Origin of the sequence: Vibrio sp. T11.5 (assembly GCF_027587155.1) — a bacterium.
Taxonomy (GTDB): Bacteria; Pseudomonadota; Gammaproteobacteria; order Enterobacterales; family Vibrionaceae; genus Vibrio; species Vibrio neptunius.
Map to the genome: position 1 here is coordinate 33426 of NZ_JAPPTP010000027.1, position 22857 is coordinate 56282.

Consider the following 22857-nt stretch of genomic DNA (forward strand, 5'->3'; position numbering starts at 1 on the left):
AATAAATAAGGGCGCTGAAAGCGCCCTTATGTTTGACTATCTTAATGGTCCCAAAATACCGACTTAGGATCCTTGTCTACTTCGCGCATGATTGCCGTCAAGTCATGGCTTTGTGCTAGGTAAGGGTAGGGCAGCCACCTTTCTTCTTTCGACTCGTCAGGCATAGATAACAACCATGCACTGCGCTCATCGTCCCATTGGACTTTAGCCACAGGCAGCATATAGTCACAGTGCGTTGAATCGAGCAAAAAGTGTTGCTTGATAAATACCACTCCGTTATCCGTTACCTCATAGGTCGCTTTGCCCAATTCAGCGGGTAAGCTCCTATTACGTTGCTCACATATAACCCGTGCACGACTTTCGATTTGTTTTTGTAGCAAACTGACCAGTCCCATACCGGCTCCATAGTTAATGCACACCTTTTCATAGTATGTACAAGAATATGAAGAGTCTGTATAGGTTTTCACAAAAATGTCATGTAATCGAAATATGATAGCGCCAGTTAACTTACCCGCATCAGATTGGAGATTATTATGATTCGTGTTGCGCTGGCGGCAATATTGTCCTCTTCTTTATTTACATTCCCTACGCTAGCGAGCGAAGTCAATGTGTCTGGTTCAACTTCCGTGGCACGTGTTATGGATGTGTTGGCGGAAAACTTCAATACAGCTCACCCAGAGACTTATATTGCAGTCCAAGGCATTGGCTCAACGGCAGGCATCACTTTGTTAAAGAAAGGTGTTGCAGATATTGGTATGAGCTCTCGATATCTCACAGAGAGAGAACAAGATGAATCACTGACGGTCACGCCACTCGCGTTTGATGGCTTGGCCGTTGTTGTGAACAAGTCGAATTCGGTTCAGAATGTCAGCCGTGAACAGTTGTATGATATCTATAAAGGTAAAATCACCAACTGGAAAGAAATTGGTGGTGCCGATCAGAAAATTGCCGTGGTAACCCGTGAAGCGTCTTCAGGTTCGCGTTACAGTTTCGAGAGCTTGCTAGGGTTGACTAAGATCGTCAATGGTCGCCAGGTCTCTGACATCAACCCAGACAACTTGGTGGTTAATAGCAACAGTATGGTTAAGACCATCGTGAACCACAATAAACAAGCAATAGGATTTATTTCAACCGGTTCTGTCGACAGCTCAATTAAGGCGATTCAATTTGAAGGGGTAGATGCGAACAGCCAATCAATTGCCAACCGCAAGTATGAGCTTGCACGTCCATTCCTTGTGTTGTACAAAAAATCAGAACTAGGTAAAGAGGCTGAGTCGTTTATCCAGTACCTGAAAGGCAAGCAGGCTAGAGCTCTGATCAGCGAGTATGGTTATACGCCAGTGGATAAATAATAGCGATAAAAAAGGAGAGCTTTTGGCTCTCCTTTTTTAAATAAGTGGCTACTTAAAAGTGCAATTGAATCACGGATACCACCACAGCACCTGGGCGACGAACCCCTTCAATTTCTACTTTGATTTCACGCTCGATTTCTAAACCTTTGCGAATGGGCGTTATTTTCGAGAGTCGACTTATCGCACGAACTCGGCTGTTGGCTTTAACCGGATAAGGAAAACGAACCTGATTAAGACCAATATTGACCACCATTTTTGCGGTTGGAAATAATGTATGGTCTGGGTTAACACTGTCCGTTAACTTTGGCAGCATTGCGAGTGTCAGAAAGCCATGAGCAATCGTTGTCTTGAATGGAGATTCGTTTTCAGCACGCTCAGGATCGGTGTGGATCCACTGCATATCTTCCGTTACTTGACCGAACTGGTTTATGCGCTCTTGAGACATATTGAGCCAGTCACCGGTGTGAATGATTTCACCTAGCTTGCTTTGCAGCTCATCATAGAGCTTTTGTGCTTCTGGCTTTAGCTCAATAGGTTTTGGCTCGGCTTTCACCGGCACGACGGTTGTCGGTACTTCATCGTTGACCGCTGGGCGTTGCAAATCTCTTAGACGAGTAAATAGTTGGCGGTTGTTTGTTTTGTGCAAAAACTCGCCCCAATATTCACGTACAGCAGGAGATACCCATTGCATGAGCTCTGAGTGCTGCTTATCACCACGATGTTTAAATAGGTCAGCGACTTTCATAAAAACCTCAGAAATCTAGTATTGATAAAGGTCAACCTGCTAATTTTGAATTACTTCACAATTGTGTGCAATGACTTTCGGGCGTACAGGTGTTTTCCCAAAGTATTATTTTTTATTTAAATCAGAAACTTGCTAATAAAACATTATTTTATTAGAAAATGCCGTTTAGAGTATTTACTCTCCACAATCGACTTATATTATTGCTTTTTCGGCAAAAACGACAGTAAACAGGTGGTTAGTTTATCGTCACTTAAGCTCGTTGGCGCAAATTAACGCTTTACAAAACTCGTGCCAAAACCTAGTATACCTCCCGCAACGGAGAGATGGCTGAGTGGTTGAAAGCACCGGTCTTGAAAACCGGCATACGTTAATAGCGTATCTAGGGTTCAAATCCCTATCTCTCCGCCACTTTTAAAAAAGCCGTTGATATTCAACGGCTTTTTTACTTTCTGTATGTACCTGCTTAATCAAATCTCCTTTTGGCAGCTAAGACACTCGTCTTTGTCATAAAATCTTTTATTAATGCTTCGGAATCGTCACACGCTTAGCGTAGAAAATGGTTTTGTAGTCTCTATCACAGGTTCAATTTCAACAATGGTCTCCAAGAAAGCCACAAGCGATGGCGAGTAAGCCTCAACGAACAAGCCTGCGAACAATAGCATTGACTCCCAAAAGATGTGCCTTGCGCACAATTCGCCTGTCCCCGTTGGGGTAATGTCGAAACGAAAACCTGTTTAAAAGCGTGTGGTTAAACGCTGTACTTGCACCACAGAGCGAGCAAAAATGGGTCTACCTGAACAATGAATGCGTTTGACTAACTGGCAAAATTTGAATGTAGTCACAATTAACATATGCATCAGTATGCGTTTTCAGGGTTTTGAAATAGTGTTATTACATTTTTAATCAAGCAGTATCGGTCCATGAGCGAATTTGATAAACACCAAATAATCACCCTTGATATCCACAAACCTGAGCAAATTGAATCTGCACTTCACCAGTATCAAGCCCTATTAAAAAGTGGCGATGCTTTCAACCCGCACCATTTTGATGTGGAGTTCAAGCAGCAAGACGCACACGGTGTGCGCCGCTTACAGCCAAGCGATGCTGGTGAAAACCTCAAACTGTTAAAATCAGCCCTTAATATGGGGCAGGAAGGTGGACGCCACTACTACGCTCATGAAATTACTGATGAGCGCGAAGTGTATATCTCGGAAGTGATTTTGTTCGCCGCAGCACTGCAATACCCTCAGCTTAAACCAAGCGTAGTTGAGACCGCCAAATCGATCGTTGCGTATGCACGCCGCGTCAATGATACAGATGACATGTGGCTAGATGATATGCGTGTCTTTGGCATTGAAGCCTTGTATATGCTGGCAAAAACCGATCTGCAATTTGCCTACCTAGTCGGTCAGTTCTTTGTGCCGTATTGGGATGATGAGCATGCCACTCAATATGAGGAATACCTTGCTACGTTTTTGAATGAGCATGGCTGGCATCCAGAGGTCATCAAAGCGTTCATTTGGTGTGACAATTCGAGTTTCCGCTTAGGGATGTTTATGGCTGATCGCTACAGTGAGGAAACGACTCATCAACCTTTGGGCGAATACTTACAACAGAATCCGAGCCAGTATGACCATTTTAAACAGATGGTGCTAGAACGTTTTATCGCCGAGCCAGTCTTGCTTGAAACTTACGACGGGATCTATGATGACGAACCAGATGAAGCAGAGTGGAACAGTTATAAACCGGTTATTTGGCTCTACCAAACTCTATTTGCTGGTCGCTATGCGTGTGATGAGCAAGAAGACAGTTTTATGCAGCAGCCTTTTATGGCTAGCACTCTCGAAGACGAAGCGTACGACTTGCAATGTTACATCGAAAGCCAAGTTACTACTGACTTAGTCAAACCCGCGGATAGCGCCTTGGAGAAGCGCGCCAAATATCTGGCCTCTCGGGAACGCGACGATCGCCGTTATGACCTTAACTATGGCAGTGAAGTGCTCAAACCTTTGATCCTTGCTCTTCCACAGGGCGAGTGTTTATGGCGCTACATCGAAGATGGCTCTGAAATAGATGCTTTGGAGACACTTTCAGAGGTTGAACTGTTGCCTCTTGCCCGCCAGCATGCGCCAGAGATGGCGGATCATATTGATGACCATGTACACAAGTGGGCATACAACAACCAAGGTGTTGCAGACGAGATCGAAGGTGTTCTTGATCTTGTGCGTGGGGATTTACTAACTGATCACTTCGGTCAAGAAACCACGATTGAACATGCCAATGGATTGACCATCACTCTCAACATCACCCCAGACAGCGAAGCCTCTCTTCTTCAGGCGCGATGCGAGCAGTATTTACGAGTCATCGATGTCTTCTATCGAGCATTGGGTAAACGCGAGTTTAGTGAGTACATGATGGAGTCGCTTACGGACGAAGAACAACCGCTCATGTCTCGCCAAGACTATTACCGCCGTTACAGCCAGTTGCCAGTACCACAAACCGAATCAGACAACGAGCAAGATGGCGCCCTAACACGTGAGATACAATCCATCTTCTACGCTTTCACAGATGTGGATGGCATTCTGTACAAAAAGAATCTTCAGATGGTCGACAGTGTACTGCGAAGTTCTCGTGAACGATGTCATCCGAAGCATTATCCACGAGCACATATGGGCTTTATCGCTCTCACATGTTATCAATTGCACACAGATTTCAATCAACGTATTCGTGATCAGGTAAGTGAAGCGCTGATCAATGACTTAAATCAGCAGAATATCTGGCAGCAAGCGGTCGATAAAATGCTGGATAAAGCCTTTATCAAGGGAGGCTATCATTGCCCAGAACACAAAGGGTTAACAGAACATGATGTCGCCCGAGTACGCGACTACTTCTGCGCCGAAAACCCAAGTGAAGATCAAGAGAGTGTGATGGCGCTTTTAGAACCACAACTAGTGCGTGATCAAGTTTGTCGAGGCGATCTCTACCTCAATAAATTCAGTGAATATCAACAAGGTTATGATTTTTTACACGATCACGATGAAGACTTCCAGCGCTTTACCTTAATGGCCTTTTGGTTAAGACAACTGCCTTTACCGCAACGAGCGCAAGCCGATCGCCTATGGACATTTATTACCGCTTTAGCGCCTGTGCGGGTTGCGCGAAACGTGCTGCGTGCATACTCTGATGATTCATGGAGCATCGAGTTCAATAACGTATTGGATGAGATAGACATTCACGATCAACTCATAAAAGCGGGTATCGACAGAGGTATTCTCGACGCCTACCGGATGAGCCGTGTCACTGGCGACATTGAACAATATTCAAGTTGGCTGGATCGCTACAGTGAGATCACCAATACCTCAACCAGTATGTTTGGCAGCCAAGATCGTCAAAACGCGCAGGCGCTACATGAAGGTTTGAAGTTTATCAACGAGAGTGACCGTGTGGCTTTCTTGCATCATGCATCACTTAAATATCCAAGCATTACTTTAGACATAGAGCATGATTTTAAGCGAGCGCTGCAACTGTTTATTCAGCACAACGTTACGTCGTGGGAATTTGCGTTTGCTCACGAGCTAGGAACCCTTTGTCTGTATGTGGGTGAGGGCGAAAAAGTGCCGGCTAAACTGCGCAAACCAGTGATCGTCGATGACAACACCGTACATGATAAGCCTTGCCATATGGATGGTATGAGCTGGCTTGCTAGTACAGTGGTGCAGAAACAAGGTGATCAATATGTTGTGCTTATGGCTGACAATGACGTGCCGCTCGAGATTTACCGCAGCGGTCTGCCAAGTGGAATGTTAGTGATTGTTGATGAGGCCCTTGAGCCTCATGCGCTGCTAACGCGTATTGCTGAACTGCAACAAACATCACAACGTATTACGTATCTAGTCGAGCAAACTTTAGCCTACCTTGCTGGGAATATCGATTATCCGACCATTTCCGCATTGTATCGTGCGCAAATAGCAACAGAGAACTTGCGTCCAAGTCTGGATGAATATCGCCTCTACAGCTTGGGCCAATTAATGTGGATGCTTGAAAAGCCTGTGCGTGACAAGTTTGTCAAACTTATGTTCAACCATGATTATCGCGGCTTTAAATTTATCGAGCAACAACACGGTAAAGCTTGGCTATTGCATCAACTTTCCCACAGTGAGATTGATTTCGACAGCTACTTAGAAGAAGAGAGGGAAGCAGAAGTTTCTGAGCAGGGCATGCAGTTTTTACTCAATTGGATGTTGCAATTAGAGATTGATACTGCCCACATGACGTTATTCTGTATTAAAAACGCTGAGTTTGAAGCTTGCAGTGAGTTTATTCAAGCCCATGCTCGTGGACAATATGGCGACTTTAAGCGCACGCTGAAGTACCTTCACGCAGGCAGGCGTGCACAACTTCCAGAGATCTTAAGCCAAGTGAATGATGCGACGCAATTGATGGAGCCGTTAACAAAAGACCGATCACGCCTTGTGAAAGAGGCAGTGGCTAAGTGCCTACTGTTGGCGTAAGACCTCCGAGCTAATCTTACTAATTAATCAAACACTCTTGGCGATGATGCCAAGGGTGTTTGGAAGTTCATGCCATTGACGGTACCAAAGCCCAAAAGTCATCCACACACGACTGCTTAGCGCTGTCGTTTCACTGTATACCAACAGATAACATATAGTATTGGTGCTGGTCGTACGAGTACACACCGTTCGAAGTTTTTGGCGAACAAAACTTGGGATTAGGAACAACTCTAGCCCACTTCATCAATGTCCTGACGCTTGTAATGAGAATGAGTGGTCCCTAATTGCCAACGTTGCTGAATCGAATGTTATGCGTCTGTCGTGACGAGTTCATTCTTCGCAGCTACTTTGTCATCAAATCTGGCCATTCTAACCGTAAACGCTTGGGACATACTCTTCGGAATGGAGGTCGCAAGAGGCAGGTTGGCTTTCATTGGATCGACCGCTTTGTTTCGCACCAACACTTCGAAATGAAGGTGTGGCCCTGTCAGGCGTCCTGTTGCGCCAGAGAGTGCAATTTTCTGGCCTCGCTTAACGTGTTGCCCTTTCTTAACAAGAAAGCGGCTAAGGTGAAGGTAGCGTGTTTTATAAACGCTGTTGTGCTCTATAACCAGATACTTACCTGCATAGGGGTGATTTCTGATCGCAATCACTTTACCGTCGCCCGTCGAATAGATAGGTGTTCCGACTGGCGTTGCGAAATCGGTGCCGTTGTGGGGAGAGATTCGGCCCGTAACGGGATGTTTTCTTTTTGGGTTAAAAGGTGAGGTGATTCTTCGATAGGCGCGTGTAACTGGGAATCGGTCAAAGGCCTGCTCTAGGCTATTGCCTTGCCTGTCATAGAAGCGGCCATCTGGTGCTAGAAACGCAGCGACCTCTTTGCCTCTTATTGTCAATGAGATGCCTTCAATTTCGGTATTGCCGGTTTTATGTGTCGCCAAATACTGTTCATTGACCAGAATGTTAAAGGAGTCGCCAGCGCGCAGATCGCGCGCGAAGTTGACTTTATCTCCCAAGACGCGAGTCATGTTAGCGATCTGTGTGGTTGTTAAGCCTAGTTTGTGAGCTGTCAGCGAGAAACTGCCCTTAATGTTGCCGGAATAGAGCTTTGAACGCCACTGTCCGGGTTGTTCTTCAAAGCGGTAGCTGAATTGCCCGCTGGTCTCTTTTTCATAAATGGCTTGCTCAACCAGACTTTGGTGGAAAATGAGTGACTTTAGTTGTCGAGAATCTGCGTCTATGACAAATTCCAGATGGTCGCCGGGCTTTATCGTATCGAGCTTGAGCGAAGTAAGGTCAGCCTCCAGTACCTTCTGCAAGGTATGATAAGGGAGGTTCCAGGATGAGAAGATCGAGCTCAACGTATCGCCGACTTTCACTATGTAGTGCACCTTTATGGGATGATTGGGTGGGGGGATCGCCCCCGGCAGTGAATGATAAGAGACTGTCGTTACCGAGGTCGGGGTTGATTGGGCTTTTTCGTTGTGCTCAATTTCAATCAGTGCAGCGATGGAGAAACAGGTGAGAGCAATCAAGATCAGCAATGAGCGGTTCAATGGCATGGTGCGTTCGGCATTATGGTTGTATTTAAATGTTATAACATAACATTTGATGGGTTTGTAGTGTTGACATCTATGATGTCTAAGCCGGATTAGTATGGTTTAAATTGCCTACGAAACGCTGAAGGCGTGATGTTTTTCATTGCTTTGAATTGACGGTTAAAGTTAGACAGGTTGTGAAACCCTGCCAGTTCTGCGACGAGTGCGATTGGCTTGTCTGAGCTTGCCAGTAGTTCGCAGGCTTTGCCGATACGATATTGTTTGAGGTGTTGTGAAAAGCTCACACCATAGTGTTTTTCGTACATGCGATAGATGGCGCTTTCGCTCATATGGAGAAGCTGACACAAGTTATCCATTTTGAGCGGCTGATGGTAATGCTGTTCTATGTACTTCCGAGCTTCTTCAATTCGCAAGTACGACTCTTTGTCGTCTTTAAATTGATGTAAGTAATACGGAGACGCGGATAACCTGCGCCTTGTGCTGTCATCGGTGAGCAAAAGTATTATCTCGACAATGCGCAATGCTTGGCGTTGAGGGTTTAGACCATCAAAGTTCTCGACCAGATCACGGACATTCTGGGCGACTGGTTGACTGAACTCGACGCCATAGGCAGAGTCAGTTAACAATCGCTGTAACTGGCGAGCTTCTGGGATCAGTTCTTGTATCTGCTCAAGCCATTGATGTTTCAACCATATAACGATCGTATGGTGGGATTTTTGTCCTTCTCCGGATAAACGTCCTGTCAACATATGGGGTAACCCAGGGCCGTACAAAAACATCGACAGATTATGAATTTTGCCAATGCCATCGCCAGCAAAGTAATTGCCGTCGAAGACTTGATCAGGGTCGAGATAAATCACCAGTTCGTATTCAGCATGATAGTGCCATGGGCAGGCGTATTCCTGCTTTGGAACTGGGCAGTGAAAGTGTTTTATCAACCAGTTGAAGCTGGCTTGGTGACTGATATTTTCGATAAACGGTTTCAATGTAACGTCCTTTACTGAGGCGATACTAGGCTAAATAGACTAGGCGAAAGCTGTCAATGAAAATGCAGTTCTTGAAGGCAAAGTATTAGATATAGGTCGAATACCATTAATTTGGCGGTTATTGATTGATTAGACTTAAGCGAATCAAACCTCGGTATTGTTTCGTCTATTTGCTACAAAGAGCAGGCACATGTTTAAAGATAAAATCGCGATGTTATTCATTGTTACCGCTTTCATCTCCGGCTTATGCGGAGCATTTTTTTACCCTCTTTCTAGTTTGTTTATGGTTGAAGCCATAGGGGCGCCTCCCATGATGTTGTCAGTTTACATGGTGGTGGCCGTGGTCAGTTCTGTGATGGTTTCGCAGATGATCGCTCGTTATTCTGATCAAGGCTGGCAGAGAAAAAGAATACTGATGGTTTCTTTGGGCTGCTACCTAGTGACCGTAGTGAGTTTTATTTTTATTCGCGAGTTCTGGTTGGCGATCCTGGTGGTGACCCTATTTGGGAGTGTTAGCGGGGCTGCCTTTGGTCAGTTGTTTGCCCTTGGAAGAGAGTACGGCGATAGTCAATTCGAAGACAGCACGAGCTTTTTATCTATTATGAGAGCGGGTATTGCTATTGCATGGGTGTTCGGTCCTCCGATCGCCTTTGTCCTCAAAGCACAGTTCGGATTCAGTGCGTCTTTCATGACTTCCGCCGTCATAGTGAGCGTGGCGATTGCGGTAATTGGTTTTTACCTGCCAGGGAGTGCGGTGAAGCCTCTAAAGGAACAAAACGAAACGCCGGCGCAGGGTTCTTCGTTCAACTTAATGATCGTTATCTATGCTGGTGTCCTTGTATGTGCTTTTACTGCTAACAACCTGTATATCGTTAGTATACCTTTGTACCTATCACAAGAGCTCAGCGTAGACGCCAATTGGCTGGGGGTCTTGTTCGGTGTTGCCGCACTGTGTGAGATCCCCATTATGCTCTACGCTGGGAAGTTGGCTGCCAGATATAGCGCTGTGCGAGTGATCTGTGTTGGCTTGATGAGTGGTTGTGTATTTTTTCTGATCATGCTGACGGCGGCAGATAAAATGACGTTGATCGTCGCCCAGATATTCAATGGTGTCTTCATTGGCACTTGCGCTACATTGGGAATGGTTGTGTTACAAAACATGATGCGTGACAGGTTAGGAACGGCATCGACGCTGTTTTCCAACTTACTCAATGTGAGTATGTTGATTGCCAGCCTAGCCGTTGGTGTGGTGGGTGAGCTTTACAGTTATTACAGCGCTCTCTATGTTTGTTTATGCGCTGTGTCCTCTGCTTTGTTGTTGCTGATGCTGTTTTCGTCCAAGGCCAAAAGTGCTGTGATGCAGAGACTCAACTCACAACATCGTGTAGGGGTGTGATGAAAAAGGAGCGCGGTTGCGCTCCTCTATGCTATGCGGCGGGATAAACCATGGGGAAGTCCATCGTCGGATGTTTGTTGATGATCGAGGCGTAACCATACACCGACGCTATCATTTCTGGTGTCAGCGCTTGCCATGGTGGCGCGTCACAGACCACATCACCGTTGTGCAGCACGACTAGGCGATCGGAATACTGCGCTGCCAGATTAAGATCATGCAACACAATCACGACCGCCGTGTTGTGCTGATCCGCTAATTGGCGCGCAATCTTTAAAGTATTATGTTGATGTGCCAAGTCGAGTGCGGACGTCGGTTCATCGAGCATTAGGATTTTATTATCACCTGAATGGGCTAACTGAACCAGTACACGAGCCAGATGCAAGCGCTGTTTTTCTCCTCCAGATAAAGAAGGGTAGAGCCGTTGAGCTAGATGTTCGACATCGGTCATCTTCATGCAAGCTTTGGCAAGTGTTTGCGTCTCTTTATTGGCCAAATTAAGCGGTATCGCGCCGAGTTCGACGACCTCATGTGCCAAAAATGGAAAGCTCAATGTGCTGTGTTGAGGAAGCATACCTAGGTGCTTCGCCAAGGTGCTTGCTGCCCATTTTTCCTTATGTTGACCAAAGTAGTGAATTTCATTATCTGACGGGATTTCACCACAAAGCAATTTGAGCAACGTGCTTTTTCCAGCGCCATTGGGGCCCAGCAAGGCCGTGACTTCCCCTGATTTGATCTCGATATCAATCTTGTCTAGAACCTGACGCTGACCAAAGCTGATCGAGATGTTCTTTGCGGATAGTACAACTTCACCCATTACAAAATCTTGCCTTTTTGTTTAAACAACAGATAGATAAAGAACGGCGCACCAATAATGGCGGTGACGATACCTACGGGGAGTTCTGCAGGCGCGAAAGCGACTCGAGAGAACATATCAGCGCAGGTAAGCAACAGCGCGCCCATTAGAGCAGAGATGGGCAGTAAACTGCGGTGGTCTGGTCCAGAAAGCATCCTTCCCAAATGAGGGATCACCAAGCCTATAAAGCCAATCATCCCTGATACACTGACGGTGACTCCGACGCCTACGGCCGTCAGCAATATCAATTGACGCTTGAGCTTTTGTACGGGGACACCAAGATGATTCGCTTCGGCTTCGCCAAGCAGCAATGCGTTGAGTGGCATCGCTTTACGCATAAACACTACCAGCAGAATCAGTAAGGTTACAGCACAAAGAGCAATGCTGGTCCAGTTTGCTCCTGCCAGAGAGCCCATTTGCCACAAGGATAGATCACGCAACATTTGGTCATTGGCGACGAAGCTCATAAAGCCGATGCCCGCACCGGAGAGGGCACTAATTGCGACACCTGCGAGCAGCATGATGGTCACAGAAGTGCCCATTTTGCTGGTCCCCAGTCGGTAGACCATGATGGTCGTCAGGGCTCCACCGAAAAAAGCAAACAGAGGCACGGCTGCGAAGTTCATCAGCTGTGGGTAGTCAAGGCTGAACGTGGCAAACATGACGAAAGCAAACGCAGCGCCGAGTGATGCGCCCGCAGAGACACCAATAATGCCCGGTTCAGCCAATGGATTGCGAAACAGGCCCTGCATGACAGTGCCACAAATCGCTAGTATTGCCCCGACTAACATACAGAGAACGGTTCGAGGGAAGCGAATCTCGTGGATAACCATATTGATGTGCGGTGCAAGCTGATTGGAACGTAAGATAAGGCTGTAGACGCTGTCCATAAAGCTAATCTTCATTGGGCCAACGGTTACCGATGCCAGTGCTGTCAGCGTTAGAACAGAGCCAAACAGCAAAAGCGTTGCAGATAAAGGGGTACGACGTAACAACATAAGCGGATTGCTATTCCACACCAGCTAGAATGTGACTGATACGTTCAGCTTCAGAAAGACTCTTCAAACCAAGGCCGCCGACCAACGCATGGCCGTCAACTTTGATAATGTTTTTTGATTGCCCTGCAGGTGTGGCGGCCAAGAGTGGCATCTTGGCCAGAATGGCGTCGGCACCCCCCATCTTCTCATAACTCCGGCCACTGACCAGAATGACATCAGGTTGCATCTCAACCATGGCTTCGGTTGAGAGAGGTTTATAAGAATCCAACTTACCAGCTGCTGGGTTAATGCCTCCGGCTAGCTCAATGATCGCGTTGGGGGTTGTGCTTGCCCCTGCGACGTTGGCTGAGCGTCCTTCATGGAGCAGCAGAAACAGAACTTTTTTGGCTTGCTTGGTCTTCGCTTTATTTTTCTCAAGGCTTGAGATCTGCTGGTTGACCTCTGCTTTCAGTGCTTGGGCGTTTTTCTGGCTATCGGTTAGAGCCGCAATTTCATCAATACGTGCCAGTAAGCCTTCAGGGGTTGGTAAGGTATTGACGATATCGACTTCAACACCAGCGGTTCTTAGTTGATTCAGACTGGTTTCTGGCCCCATTTCATCTGAACCAATCAAGCGTGTTGGGTTAAGTGCCATCAAGCCCTCGGGCGATAAACGGCGATGATACCCAATCTTTGGCAGAGTAAGGTCTTGTGGCAGTTCGCTGGTGACATCAACAGCAATCAGTTGGTTTTGTTGCTCCAAAGCAAGAATAAGTTCTGTCACCGCGCTACCCGCGCTGATAATACGTTCATTGGCGATGGCGCTAGCCGCAATCGCAGAAAGAGAAAGGGCGACCAATCCGTTGATCAATTTTTTGTTAAGCATAATAGACTCTATTTTATCGACTCTTCTGTAAGTAACTGTGTGGCCTGAATACCATTTTCTTGTAAAAAAGCGAGCAGCTTGACGAGGTGTTGCACGTCAGCGGTTTTTTCTGCGCCAATCACTATCGGTTGGTTATTTGATTTGTGCTGTTCGAGTAGCGCGAGCGTGAAGTTCTCCCAGTCAATGTATTCTTTGCCATTGATTGCCCAGTAAGGCTCATGGTTGATAATATTGACGGTGATCGATTTGTTATCCACCTCTGAAACGGCTTGTGAGTCGGTGACTGGCAAGTCGACTTCGAGCGAATCTAGCTTGACGGCCGCGGTGAGCATTAGGAACACCATGACGATGAAAATAATATCCAGTAGAGGAGTGAGATCGGGGGTAAGACCGAAGTCACTCTTCTGTTGTGATACTTTAATCATGACGACGCCTCGGTAACGGGTATAGAAGTTTGTTGAGAAACGCGAGGAGAAACGTGTTGCAGACTGATACCTTCCAACCACAAGTTAACGTAATTGAGGGTGTGTTCTAGTTTGGCCATCACTTTATCAGCCCACAGGCTAAGCAATTGAGCCCCGGCGATAGCTGGTAAGGCAATCAGTAGGCCAGCAGCAGTGGTACGCATAGCTAAACCTAGGCCGTCAGCAAGATCATTGGGCGTAATATTACCCGTTGATGCAGCTACGCCCTTAAACATGTCAATCAGGCCAAGTACTGTTCCCAGCAGACCAATCAATGGGCTGATCACTCCAATGAGTGTTAGCAAGCGCAGACCAGAATTAAGTTGATGACGCTTTTCCTGAAGCCACATGCCTGCCGCATCTTCACGCAAAACTTTGGAAAATGAATGGTGAGCTAACAGCATTGCCACACCTTTGTAGAGAAGCGGGCGACGCGGAGAAAGCGTCTCGGCTAGGGCCTCTAGTTGCTGTTTGTCGCTAGGGGAGATTTGGTTGAGTTGATGGCGAATGGCGCGTTTACCTACGCCAAGACTGATCATGACTTGAAACAAACGCTCGGTGATGATCATAACGGTCAATGCTGAGCAAATGATCAGTGGCCAAGTCATTAAGCCAAGCTGCTGTTGTAATTGATGTAGTTGTTCCATGGTTAATCCAATTTGAAACGGACAGGTAGTCTGACTCGATAAGCCATTTTTTGACCGTTAACGATGTTTGGGGAAAATTCCCATTGTTTAATGGCTTTCAGAGCAGAGTTATCCAAAATAGTGGCTCCGGAAGAAGAAATAAGGACTTGTTTTACCTGATTGCCATTCTCATCCAGCCAGACTTCGTACATAGCGACCCCCTCTATGTGGCGTTTTTGTGCCAATCGAGGATATGAAGGACGAGAAGGTGGTGAGCGAAAACTTGGCTTCTTGATTAAAACGGGCTCGCGACTCGCGCCCTGATTGACTTCAGCGGGTTTGGACGTTTTTGGTTTCTCCTGCTGCTCTTTAACATCAGGTTCTTTATCAATGGTTTTTTGTTCAGGTTTCTCAACGTTCTGAGCGACCTGTTTCTCAACCACTTTTTTCTGCTTAGGCGCTGGCTTTTTTACCACCGACTTCTCTTTTACCGGTGGTGATTCTTTCACTGGCTTTGAAGGTTTAGGGGCTGGTAAAGGTTGAGCAACGGCTGGTGGTTGCGGAGTGGATACGGCTCTGAAATTAAGCGTGACCGAGGAAGACTGAGCACCAGCAGGCATCGCATAAAGCTTTGGTTCATCAGCGACAAAGAGAACAGCGGTATGAAGAGCGAGTGAAACGCCTCCTGCTATCGCATATCTTTTTAGGTTCACTACCAGCCTCACGAATGAATCATTTTTTACAACACGGAGTGAGATTATTACTTACAATCGAAATAAGATCAATTATCAATTGCATTATCATTTCCTCCATTTTATGATCGTCGCCATTGATGGAGCATTTATCGTCAGCCCTTATACCAGAAGCGTTGAGAGATGTTATGTGATGTTGGCAATTGATAAATTTGTTCAATCAATTTGGGCAAAGGATAGGCCACTAGCAATGACATCAGACAGGGCCTCTGGGTATGAACTGGCATCAAAATGACCGCCAAGCAACATGTATTGGACGCGTTTGTCTATGTCCCAAGCGGCGTTTAAACAAAGTGAAGTCAGCCGCCATCAACTACTTTTACTAACAGGTCACGTTATGTTTGGTTAGCAGTTGACGCCATTTGAAGTTTGGCGGAAGGACCATGTGCAAAAACTCATTCTGAAGCAATCGCGTCACACAAAGTGACACTCTAAGTGGAATTATTATGGAAGCATTAAAACAACAAGTCGCTCAACTGATCGAGCAAGAACCCACACTTCTCCCAGTTGCAATTGCAGAGCGTCTAGACGTTTCTGAATTTGAAGCGGTAGCGGCTCTGCCAGAAGAGATGATCGCTTTGGCTCCGGGAGAGCAAGCACAGTCTTTCTTGGAAAACCTGGTTGGTTTTGGCCCAGTGACCACCATAATGCATTCATTTGGTTCTATCTTCGAAGTGAAAGCGCCATTCCCGAAAGGCAAATTGGCCCGAGGTTATTACAACTTGATGGGTAAGGAAGGTGAACTCCATGGTCACCTTAAGTTAGACAATGTGAAAAATATCGCTTTGGTTAGCAAGCCCTTCATGGGACGTGAAAGCCACTACTTTGGCTTCTTCTGTGAACAAGGCAATAACATTTTTAAGATTTACCTTGGCCGTAATGAAAAGCGTGAGCTGATCGCCGAACAGGTAGAAACATTCAAGCAGTGGCAGCAAGAGCTACGCAAATAAATAGGAGCACCGGCATGAAAGACTGTGTCGGATGCCAAGATGAATAGAAATAAAACGTATTGAAAATTCAGGAGTTCACAATGGATCCACAAGTAAAACAAGAGCGTCTTCAAGGTCGTCTTGGTCCAGAAATCAAAGAGTTTCGTCAAGAGCGTCGCACGCTTCAACTCGCCACCGTTGATGCAGATGGTCAACCAAACGTGAGCTATGCGCCATTTGTTCAAAACCAAGAGGGTTACTTCGTATTGATTTCTGAAATTGCGCGTCACGCTCGCAACCTGCAAGTCAATCCTAATGTCTCTATTATGATGATTGAAGACGAAGACACGTCAAAGCAGCTATTTGCACGTAAGCGACTGACGTTCGACGCGGTCGCGACAGTCGTGGAGCGTGAATCAGAGCAGTGGCAGCAGGTGGTAAGTCAGATGAAAGACCGCTTTGGTGAAATCATTGATGGCCTGAGCCAACTACAAGATTTTGTTCTTTTTAACCTCAAAGCGGAAAAGGGTCTGTTTGTAAAAGGCTTTGGTCAGGCTTATCAGGTATCGGGTGATGATCTGGTTGATTTTGTCCACCTTGAAGAAGGCCATAAGCAGGTTGAAAGCGCTTAATTTGGGTCGCAAATGAGCTGAGAGGGAGCCATATTGTCTCCCTTTATTGTATCTGCACCAATTTGTTAGCCAATGCTATGCCTATACTCGCTTGTTAGACCAACCAAGTTCACTAAGTCTTTGAAGCAGGATTGGTGAGCAAAAGTTATCCAATGCCCAAATAGTATCAAGTAATGGAAATAAAAACGCCCGGCATTAAGCCGAGCGTAGTTATAATCGCTTGTCGATTACTCTTCGAAATCGACTCCTGCCTCTTTGTATAAGCGACGGCAAGCCATGCCGTCACTGTGGAATAAGTGACAACGGTGTGCTGGAATACCTACCATTAGTTTATCGCCAGCTTCGACTGCAAGTGTATCCGGTTGGCGATAGATCATATCGGCATCCGCCGCGTCAATGTGCATGTAAACCTGAGTCTCGTTGCCTAGCTTTTCAACGATATTGATTTCACCTTCAATAGCAGCATCCCCTTGATCGGCGGGAAGCAAGTGCTCAGGGCGAACCCCCAATGACATACGCTCGCCCCGGGTCACCGTACGGCCATCGACTGGAATCCAAAAAGCGGTACCGTTGGCGAGTTGAACCATGACGCGCTCGTCTTCTACGGCTTCGATAAAGACACTCATAAAGTTCATTTTAGGTGAGCCGATAAAACCCGCCACAAAGCGGTTTTGTGGGTAATGATAAAGCTCAAGTGGTTTACCAACCTGCGCCACATAGCCTGCATCCAACACGACGATCTTGTCGGCCATGGTCATCGCTTCTACCTGATCGTGAGTCACGTAAATCATGGTACAACCGAGTTTACGCTGAAGCTTAGTGATTTCAGAACGCATCTGAACACGTAAGGCCGCATCTAGGTTTGACAGTGGCTCGTCCAGCAGGAAAACATTCGGTTGCGATACGAGAGTACGCCCGATCGCTACACGCTGACGTTGTCCACCTGAAAGGGCTTTGGGTTGACGATCCAACAGGTGACTAAGTTGAAGAATATCCGCAGCGTGTTCAACACGCTTGTCGATTTCACCCTTATCGGCTTTAGCCAGCTTAAGTCCAAACGACATGTTGTCGTATAGGTTTAGGTGTGGGTACAACGCATAAGATTGGAAAACCATACCGACGCCGCGCTGAGAAGGCTCAACATCGTTCATGCGTTCTTTACCGATATAAAGGTCACCTGAAGTAATATCTTCTAGACCAGCAATACAACGTAGCAAGGTTGATTTACCACAGCCTGATGGACCGACGAAGACAACAAACTCGCCTTCGTGAATGTCCAGATTGACGTTCTTTGAAATTAAAACGTCTCCATAAGCTTTACATACATTTTTTAACGTGACACTCGCCATCTAGCTCGCCCTCGATCAATATTTTTATTTTACTGCCCATCATTATATGAATTATTGCGCGAGCAGTAAGAGTAGGAATTCGGTAAGGTGAATTGAAGTGTAAGAAAATAAGGGTGATGGATTCAATCGCATCACCCGTCAAAGCCAAAAAAAAGTTCGCTTCCCCCGTATGAAAGTAACTGTCTCCCCCGTTGAATCCAAACTGGTAATGACACCAGAATCACTAAGAACATCTACTTCATAACAGCGAACCCCGCGGCATTGCAAACCAGCTTCAGTTAATGACTGAACACACTGGAAAGGGTTCTTACCATCCACTCTTGGATGACTATAGTTTGGCTTTATTGCATGGTGACTACATCCTCCTGATGGTTTTTTTTAAAGGGGTAGTAGACGGGGAGTAGGGAGAGGAGCGCTCACTGCACGGAGTTAGATCGAGTTCAAAGAAATCTGGGGTCTGATGGTGAAGCCGATCACGTTAAGCATCATTTTTGTGATTTCTGTCGCCTAGGGTGACAGATGATGATCACGAAAATAGGCCATAATACCGAGGGCGTAGGGAGTAGGAGGATGAGCTAATTGACAGTTTAGCTAAAAATGTATGTCGAAATACGGTGAAACCTCCCAGCGGTGGAGCCCTACAATACAAATATAAAAAGGATATGAACATGAAAAATGCCCTAAGCACAGTGGCACTAGGGACCCTAGTTGCTCTTGGCTCATTTGGTGCAAATGCTGCTATCGAAGAAGGTCAATTAACTATCTGGATAAACGGCGATAAAGGTTACAACGGACTGGCTGAGGTAGGTAAACAGTTTGAAGAAGAGACTGGCATCAAAGTGACAGTGGCTCACCCGGATGCGCTACAAGATAAGTTTCCTCAAACAGCAGCGACTGGCGACGGTCCTGATATTGTGTTCTGGGCTCATGACCGTTTTGGCGGATACGCAGAAGCGGGTCTTCTGAGTGAGGTTAAGCCGTCTAAAGAAGTCAAAGAAGGCATCGTAGACTTTGCTTGGGATGCGGTGAAATATAACGGCAAAATCATTGGTTACCCAGTGGCGGTTGAATCACTTTCTCTGATCTACAACAAAGACCTTGTCCCAAACCCACCAAAGAGCTGGGAAGAAGTCGAAGCACTTGACACTAAACTAAAGAAAGAAGGCAAGTCTGCCATTATGTGGAACCTGAAAGAACCATACTTCACATGGCCGTTAATGGCTGCTGACGGTGGTTACGCATTCAAATATGGTGCGGAAGGTTATGACGTTAAAGATGCGGGTATTGCCAATGAAGGCGTGAAAGACGCGATGGACTTTGTAAAAGGTCTGGTAGACAAAGGTGTGATCTCTTCTGACATGGATTACTCTGTTTCTGAGTCTGCATTTAACCAAGGCAACACAGCGATGACCATTAACGGTCCGTGGGCGTGGGGCAACATCGAGAAATCTGGCATCAACTACGGTGTCACCACTTTGCCTAAATTTAATGGCCAATCTTCTAAACCATTCGTTGGTGTTTTGACAGCAGGTATCAGCACAGCGTCGCCAAACAAAGACCTAGCGGTTGAGTTCATTGAAAACTACCTTCTAACTAACGATGGCCTACGCAAAATAAATAATGACAAGCCATTAGGGGCGGTTGCGCTAAACTCTTTCCAGCGTGAGCTAGACTCAGATAAGCGTATTGCAGCGACAATGGACAACGCGATGAATGGTGAAATCATGCCAAACATCCCACAAATGAACGCGTTCTGGGGCAGTGCTAAGAACGCCATCATCAACATTGTTGATGGTCGTCAGTCTGTAGATGCAGCTCTGGCTGACGCAGAAAAACAAATGACAAAATAATTGTCGACCTTTTTAAGGAGGGGGTAACTCCTCCTTCATTTTTTGTTTTATTATCGCTAGCAGGTTCTTTTTATGCAGTCAGTTCAAGGTACAGATGCAATGACATCACCAACAACGAGCTTGCCTTCAAGTAAAAATGTATTCATAAAATGGGCACTTCTTGGCTCAGTCGGTATTCTTAATGGCTACGCGACGATTTTAATGTATTCACGCGGTGAGATTGCGTTCGCACTTCTTACCCTTATCGTAACCGCACTTGCTCTTTATATCTTTGGTAGTAAAAAGACTTACGCACATCGCTACATATATCCAGGCATCGCAGGCATGATTTTATTCATCCTGTTTCCACTGGCGTACACCGTTGGTCTTGCCTTCACTAACTACAGTGCAAAAAATCAGCTCTCCTTTGAACGTGCTCAGTCTGTTCTGCTTGATCGTACTTATCAAAGTGGTGATAGCTATCCGTTTTCCCTGATCAAGACAGAGAATGGCCATCGTATCTCAGTCAAAAAAGGTGACCAGCTATTCGTAACGGAAGAATTCAACCTCGCTACGCTACCAGGTGATATGTCGTTGTCTCCTGTTGAGCAAGTAGCAGGCGAAAAAGAGAAAATTAAAACCATCATCAAGAACAAATCCGTTCTTGGTGCGGTAGACCTGCACATGCCATCCGGTGAAGACATCCGCATGAGTGGTTTACGCAAGTTTGCTGCTGTGGTGCCATTGTACACTTTGCAAGCTGATGGAGAATCACTCTACAACAATGAGACGCAAGAGACCCTGCGTCCTAACAACGACGTTGGCTTTTACCAGCCTGTTGATAACAATGGCCAATTTGTGGGATCAACGGTGTCACCTGGTTTCATCGTCACAATTGGCACAGATAACTTTGAACGTGTTTGGAAAGACGACGGGATTAAAGAACCCTTTATCAGTATTTTCATTTGGACAATTGTGTTTTCAGCCGTTAGTGTCGCGCTAACCGTACTGATTGGATTAATTCTGGCAAGCGTCGTTCAGTGGGAAGAGCTGAAAGGGCGTGCGGTGTATCGTGTTCTATTGATTCTGCCTTACGCGGTACCTGCGTTTATCTCGATTCTGATCTTCAAAGGTTTGTTCAACCAGAGCTTTGGTGAAGTAAACATGGTATTGGAAGCGATGTTTGGTATCAGCCCAACTTGGTTCTCTGATCCCTTCTTAGCAAAACTGATGATTATCATCGTCAATACTTGGTTGGGCTTCCCTTACATGATGATTCTATGTATGGGCCTACTGAAAGCGATTCCGGAAGATTTGTATGAAGCATCAGCGATTGATGGGGCGAACTTTATCGACAATTTCCGTCGCATCACACTACCCTTGATGATCAAACCTTTGACACCGCTGCTGATTGCTAGCTTTGCTTTTAACTTCAACAACTTCGTATTGATTCAATTGTTGACGCAAGGCGGCCCGAACATGATTGGTACTTCGGAACCTGCCGGTTATACAGACCTTCTGGTTAACTACACATACCGCATCGCATTTGAAGGCGCTGGTGGTCAAGACTTTGGTTTGGCAAGTGCAATCGCAACGCTGATCTTCCTGTTGGTTGGTGCGCTAGCACTGTTAAACCTTCGTGTCACAAAAGTAGCTCAGGACTAAGGAGAAACATAATGGCAATGGTACAAGGTAAGTCATTAAAATACCGTGTTTGGGCTACTCACATTGCAATGTGGGCTTTCCTAGCACTGATCATCTTCCCTTTGTTGATGATCATCGCAATTTCATTCCGTGAAGGTAATTTCGCAACGGGCAGTCTTATTCCGGAAAATCCCTCTTTAGAGCACTGGAAACTGGCATTAGGCTTCTCAGTCACTCATGCGGATGGGTCGGTAACGCCACCACCATTCCCTGTTCTAACATGGTTATGGAACTCGGTGAAAGTAGCGGGTATTAGTTCGATTCTCATCGTGTCACTGTCTACCACTTCGGCGTATGCATTTGCCCGCATGAAGTTCAAAGGCAAAAACACCATCCTAAAAGCAATGATGATTTTCCAGATGTTCCCAGCTGTACTGGCTTTGGTCGCCATCTATGCGTTGTTCGATAAACTCGGTCAGTATATTCCGTTCCTAGGTCTCAATACTCATGGAGGTTTAATCTTCTCTTACCTCGGTGGTATCGCGCTTCACGTTTGGACGATTAAGGGATACTTTGAGACGATTGACAACTCGTTGGAAGAAGCAGCAGCATTGGATGGCGCGACACCTTGGCAGGCGTTCCGATTGGTTCTACTTCCTCTATCAGTGCCTATTCTGGCCGTAGTGTTTATTTTGTCATTCATTATGGTGGTCGGTGAAGTTCCAGTGGCATCTTTGCTACTTTCTGATGTAGACTCGTACACATTAGCGGTTGGTATGCAGCAGTACCTATACCCTCAGAACTATCTCTGGGGTGATTTCGCGGCAGCAGCCGTCTTGTCTGCATTACCAATTACCATCGTCTTCTTACTTGCACAGCGCTGGTTGGTTGGAGGTTTAACCGCCGGTGGTGTGAAAGGCTAATAAGAAAGATAAGGGCGACCGCAGGGTCGCCCATTTTGTTTCTCGACTTAACACTTTTGGTTTGGCCGCTGATCAGTTAAGAAGAGGGCAAAACTGGCGTTACGCATAGCTGGCTGTTAGCTTAGATTCCTTACTATTTCACAACTAACAGTTTTTGTAACCAAAGCCCGGGTTGACCCGGGCTTTTTTATGCCTGCGAATCCGCCATTGTGGTCTCATCGCGGTGTGGTGAGTAAAAATATCATTGGTTTTAATGTAACCATAAACACAGATAAGCCTTGTTTTTGGTTGGTTGATTTACCCTATTTACCTGTTGTTAATTTATCCTAAATTAATGTGGTCTCTATTTATGATCGATCAAAAAACAATCAATTCAAATCAGTTGTTTTTTAAATGATTTAATCTGATTTTGCGAGCTTTATAGGTAGTTAGCCTATTTTAACT

General features: G+C 46.0%; 19 protein-coding genes and 1 tRNA gene. 9 read left to right on the top strand and 11 right to left on the bottom strand.

What is annotated here, in order from left to right:
- Nucleotides 1-41: 41 nt before the first annotated feature.
- On the bottom strand, nucleotides 42-395 hold the full coding sequence (locus OH455_RS19840; protein WP_269982567.1) for a DUF3024 domain-containing protein: 354 nt from the start codon (nucleotides 393-395) through the stop codon (nucleotides 42-44).
- A gap of 138 nt (nucleotides 396-533) precedes the next feature.
- On the opposite strand from OH455_RS19840, the gene OH455_RS19845 reads away from it, so the two are divergent.
- The gene (locus OH455_RS19845; protein WP_269982568.1) at nucleotides 534-1352 is read left to right on the top strand and encodes a phosphate ABC transporter substrate-binding protein; all 819 of its coding nucleotides are present in this window, start codon (nucleotides 534-536) and stop codon (nucleotides 1350-1352) included.
- Between the two features lie 52 nt (nucleotides 1353-1404).
- Here OH455_RS19845 and OH455_RS19850 read toward each other — a convergent pair whose 3' ends face one another.
- Complete coding sequence (locus OH455_RS19850) at nucleotides 1405-2097, bottom strand: MaoC family dehydratase (RefSeq protein ID WP_269982569.1); 693 nt, start codon at nucleotides 2095-2097, stop codon at nucleotides 1405-1407.
- 317 nt (nucleotides 2098-2414) lie between these two features.
- Between OH455_RS19850 and OH455_RS19855 the strand changes: the two genes are divergently transcribed.
- Together OH455_RS19855 and OH455_RS19860 are read left to right on the top strand one after the other, a co-directional pair.
- Nucleotides 2415-2505 (top strand) — tRNA-Ser (locus OH455_RS19855).
- 512 nt (nucleotides 2506-3017) lie between these two features.
- A complete protein-coding gene (locus tag OH455_RS19860; RefSeq protein ID WP_269982570.1) occupies nucleotides 3018-6608 on the top strand; it encodes a hypothetical protein in 3591 nt (1196 codons plus the stop codon).
- Between the two features lie 308 nt (nucleotides 6609-6916).
- Here OH455_RS19860 and OH455_RS19865 read toward each other — a convergent pair whose 3' ends face one another.
- Together OH455_RS19865 and OH455_RS19870 are read right to left on the bottom strand one after the other, a co-directional pair.
- Nucleotides 6917-8170: a peptidoglycan DD-metalloendopeptidase family protein gene (locus tag OH455_RS19865; RefSeq protein WP_269982571.1), complete on the bottom strand. Its 1254-nt coding sequence runs from the start codon at nucleotides 8168-8170 to the stop codon at nucleotides 6917-6919.
- Nucleotides 8171-8259: 89 nt separating this feature from the next.
- A complete protein-coding gene (locus OH455_RS19870) occupies nucleotides 8260-9153 on the bottom strand; it encodes an AraC family transcriptional regulator (protein ID WP_269982572.1) in 894 nt (297 codons plus the stop codon).
- A 190-nt stretch (nucleotides 9154-9343) separates the two neighbouring features.
- Between OH455_RS19870 and OH455_RS19875 the strand changes: the two genes are divergently transcribed.
- Entirely contained in the window at nucleotides 9344-10549 is a 1206-nt protein-coding gene (locus tag OH455_RS19875) for a sugar efflux transporter (protein ID WP_269982573.1), read from the top strand.
- A gap of 31 nt (nucleotides 10550-10580) precedes the next feature.
- Here OH455_RS19875 and OH455_RS19880 read toward each other — a convergent pair whose 3' ends face one another.
- From OH455_RS19880 to OH455_RS19905, 6 genes are read right to left on the bottom strand one after another with little or no spacing between them, the layout of a single operon-like run.
- The gene (locus tag OH455_RS19880; protein WP_269982574.1) at nucleotides 10581-11363 is read right to left on the bottom strand and encodes a heme ABC transporter ATP-binding protein; all 783 of its coding nucleotides are present in this window, start codon (nucleotides 11361-11363) and stop codon (nucleotides 10581-10583) included.
- On the bottom strand, nucleotides 11363-12400 hold the full coding sequence (locus OH455_RS19885; protein WP_045977092.1) for a FecCD family ABC transporter permease: 1038 nt from the start codon (nucleotides 12398-12400) through the stop codon (nucleotides 11363-11365). The genes OH455_RS19880 and OH455_RS19885 overlap by 1 nt, the downstream gene beginning before the upstream one ends.
- Nucleotides 12401-12410: 10 nt before the next feature.
- Nucleotides 12411-13265 carry a heme/hemin ABC transporter substrate-binding protein gene (locus OH455_RS19890; protein ID WP_206376125.1) on the bottom strand — a complete coding sequence of 285 codons (855 nt, stop codon included), beginning with the start codon at nucleotides 13263-13265 and terminating at the stop codon, nucleotides 12411-12413.
- An 8-nt stretch (nucleotides 13266-13273) separates the two neighbouring features.
- The gene (locus tag OH455_RS19895) at nucleotides 13274-13690 is read right to left on the bottom strand and encodes an ExbD/TolR family protein (RefSeq protein ID WP_045977094.1); all 417 of its coding nucleotides are present in this window, start codon (nucleotides 13688-13690) and stop codon (nucleotides 13274-13276) included.
- The gene (locus tag OH455_RS19900; RefSeq protein WP_045977095.1) at nucleotides 13687-14376 is read right to left on the bottom strand and encodes a MotA/TolQ/ExbB proton channel family protein; all 690 of its coding nucleotides are present in this window, start codon (nucleotides 14374-14376) and stop codon (nucleotides 13687-13689) included. The genes OH455_RS19895 and OH455_RS19900 overlap by 4 nt, the downstream gene beginning before the upstream one ends.
- Nucleotides 14377-14378: 2 nt before the next feature.
- Nucleotides 14379-15068 carry an energy transducer TonB gene (locus OH455_RS19905; protein ID WP_269982575.1) on the bottom strand — a complete coding sequence of 230 codons (690 nt, stop codon included), beginning with the start codon at nucleotides 15066-15068 and terminating at the stop codon, nucleotides 14379-14381.
- A 485-nt stretch (nucleotides 15069-15553) separates the two neighbouring features.
- Between OH455_RS19905 and hutX the strand changes: the two genes are divergently transcribed.
- Together hutX and hutZ are read left to right on the top strand one after the other, a co-directional pair.
- A complete protein-coding gene (gene hutX, locus OH455_RS19910) occupies nucleotides 15554-16057 on the top strand; it encodes a heme utilization cystosolic carrier protein HutX (protein WP_269982576.1) in 504 nt (167 codons plus the stop codon).
- 80 nt (nucleotides 16058-16137) lie between these two features.
- The gene (hutZ, locus tag OH455_RS19915) at nucleotides 16138-16668 is read left to right on the top strand and encodes a heme utilization protein HutZ (protein ID WP_045977097.1); all 531 of its coding nucleotides are present in this window, start codon (nucleotides 16138-16140) and stop codon (nucleotides 16666-16668) included.
- Nucleotides 16669-16895: 227 nt separating this feature from the next.
- On the opposite strand, the gene malK is transcribed toward hutZ, so the two are convergent.
- Complete coding sequence (gene malK / locus OH455_RS19920) at nucleotides 16896-18017, bottom strand: maltose/maltodextrin ABC transporter ATP-binding protein MalK (protein WP_269982577.1); 1122 nt, start codon at nucleotides 18015-18017, stop codon at nucleotides 16896-16898.
- A 668-nt stretch (nucleotides 18018-18685) separates the two neighbouring features.
- On the opposite strand from malK, the gene malE reads away from it, so the two are divergent.
- The 3 genes from malE (at nucleotide 18686) to malG (ending at nucleotide 22413) form a co-directional block, all read left to right on the top strand.
- Nucleotides 18686-19867, top strand: coding sequence for a maltose/maltodextrin ABC transporter substrate-binding protein MalE (malE, locus tag OH455_RS19925; RefSeq protein ID WP_045977099.1), 1182 nt, complete (start codon nucleotides 18686-18688; stop codon nucleotides 19865-19867).
- Nucleotides 19868-19939: 72 nt separating this feature from the next.
- Nucleotides 19940-21511: a maltose ABC transporter permease MalF gene (gene malF / locus OH455_RS19930; protein ID WP_269982578.1), complete on the top strand. Its 1572-nt coding sequence runs from the start codon at nucleotides 19940-19942 to the stop codon at nucleotides 21509-21511.
- Nucleotides 21512-21522: 11 nt separating this feature from the next.
- The gene (gene malG / locus OH455_RS19935; protein ID WP_045977101.1) at nucleotides 21523-22413 is read left to right on the top strand and encodes a maltose ABC transporter permease MalG; all 891 of its coding nucleotides are present in this window, start codon (nucleotides 21523-21525) and stop codon (nucleotides 22411-22413) included.
- The last annotated feature ends 444 nt before the right edge of the window (nucleotides 22414-22857 follow it).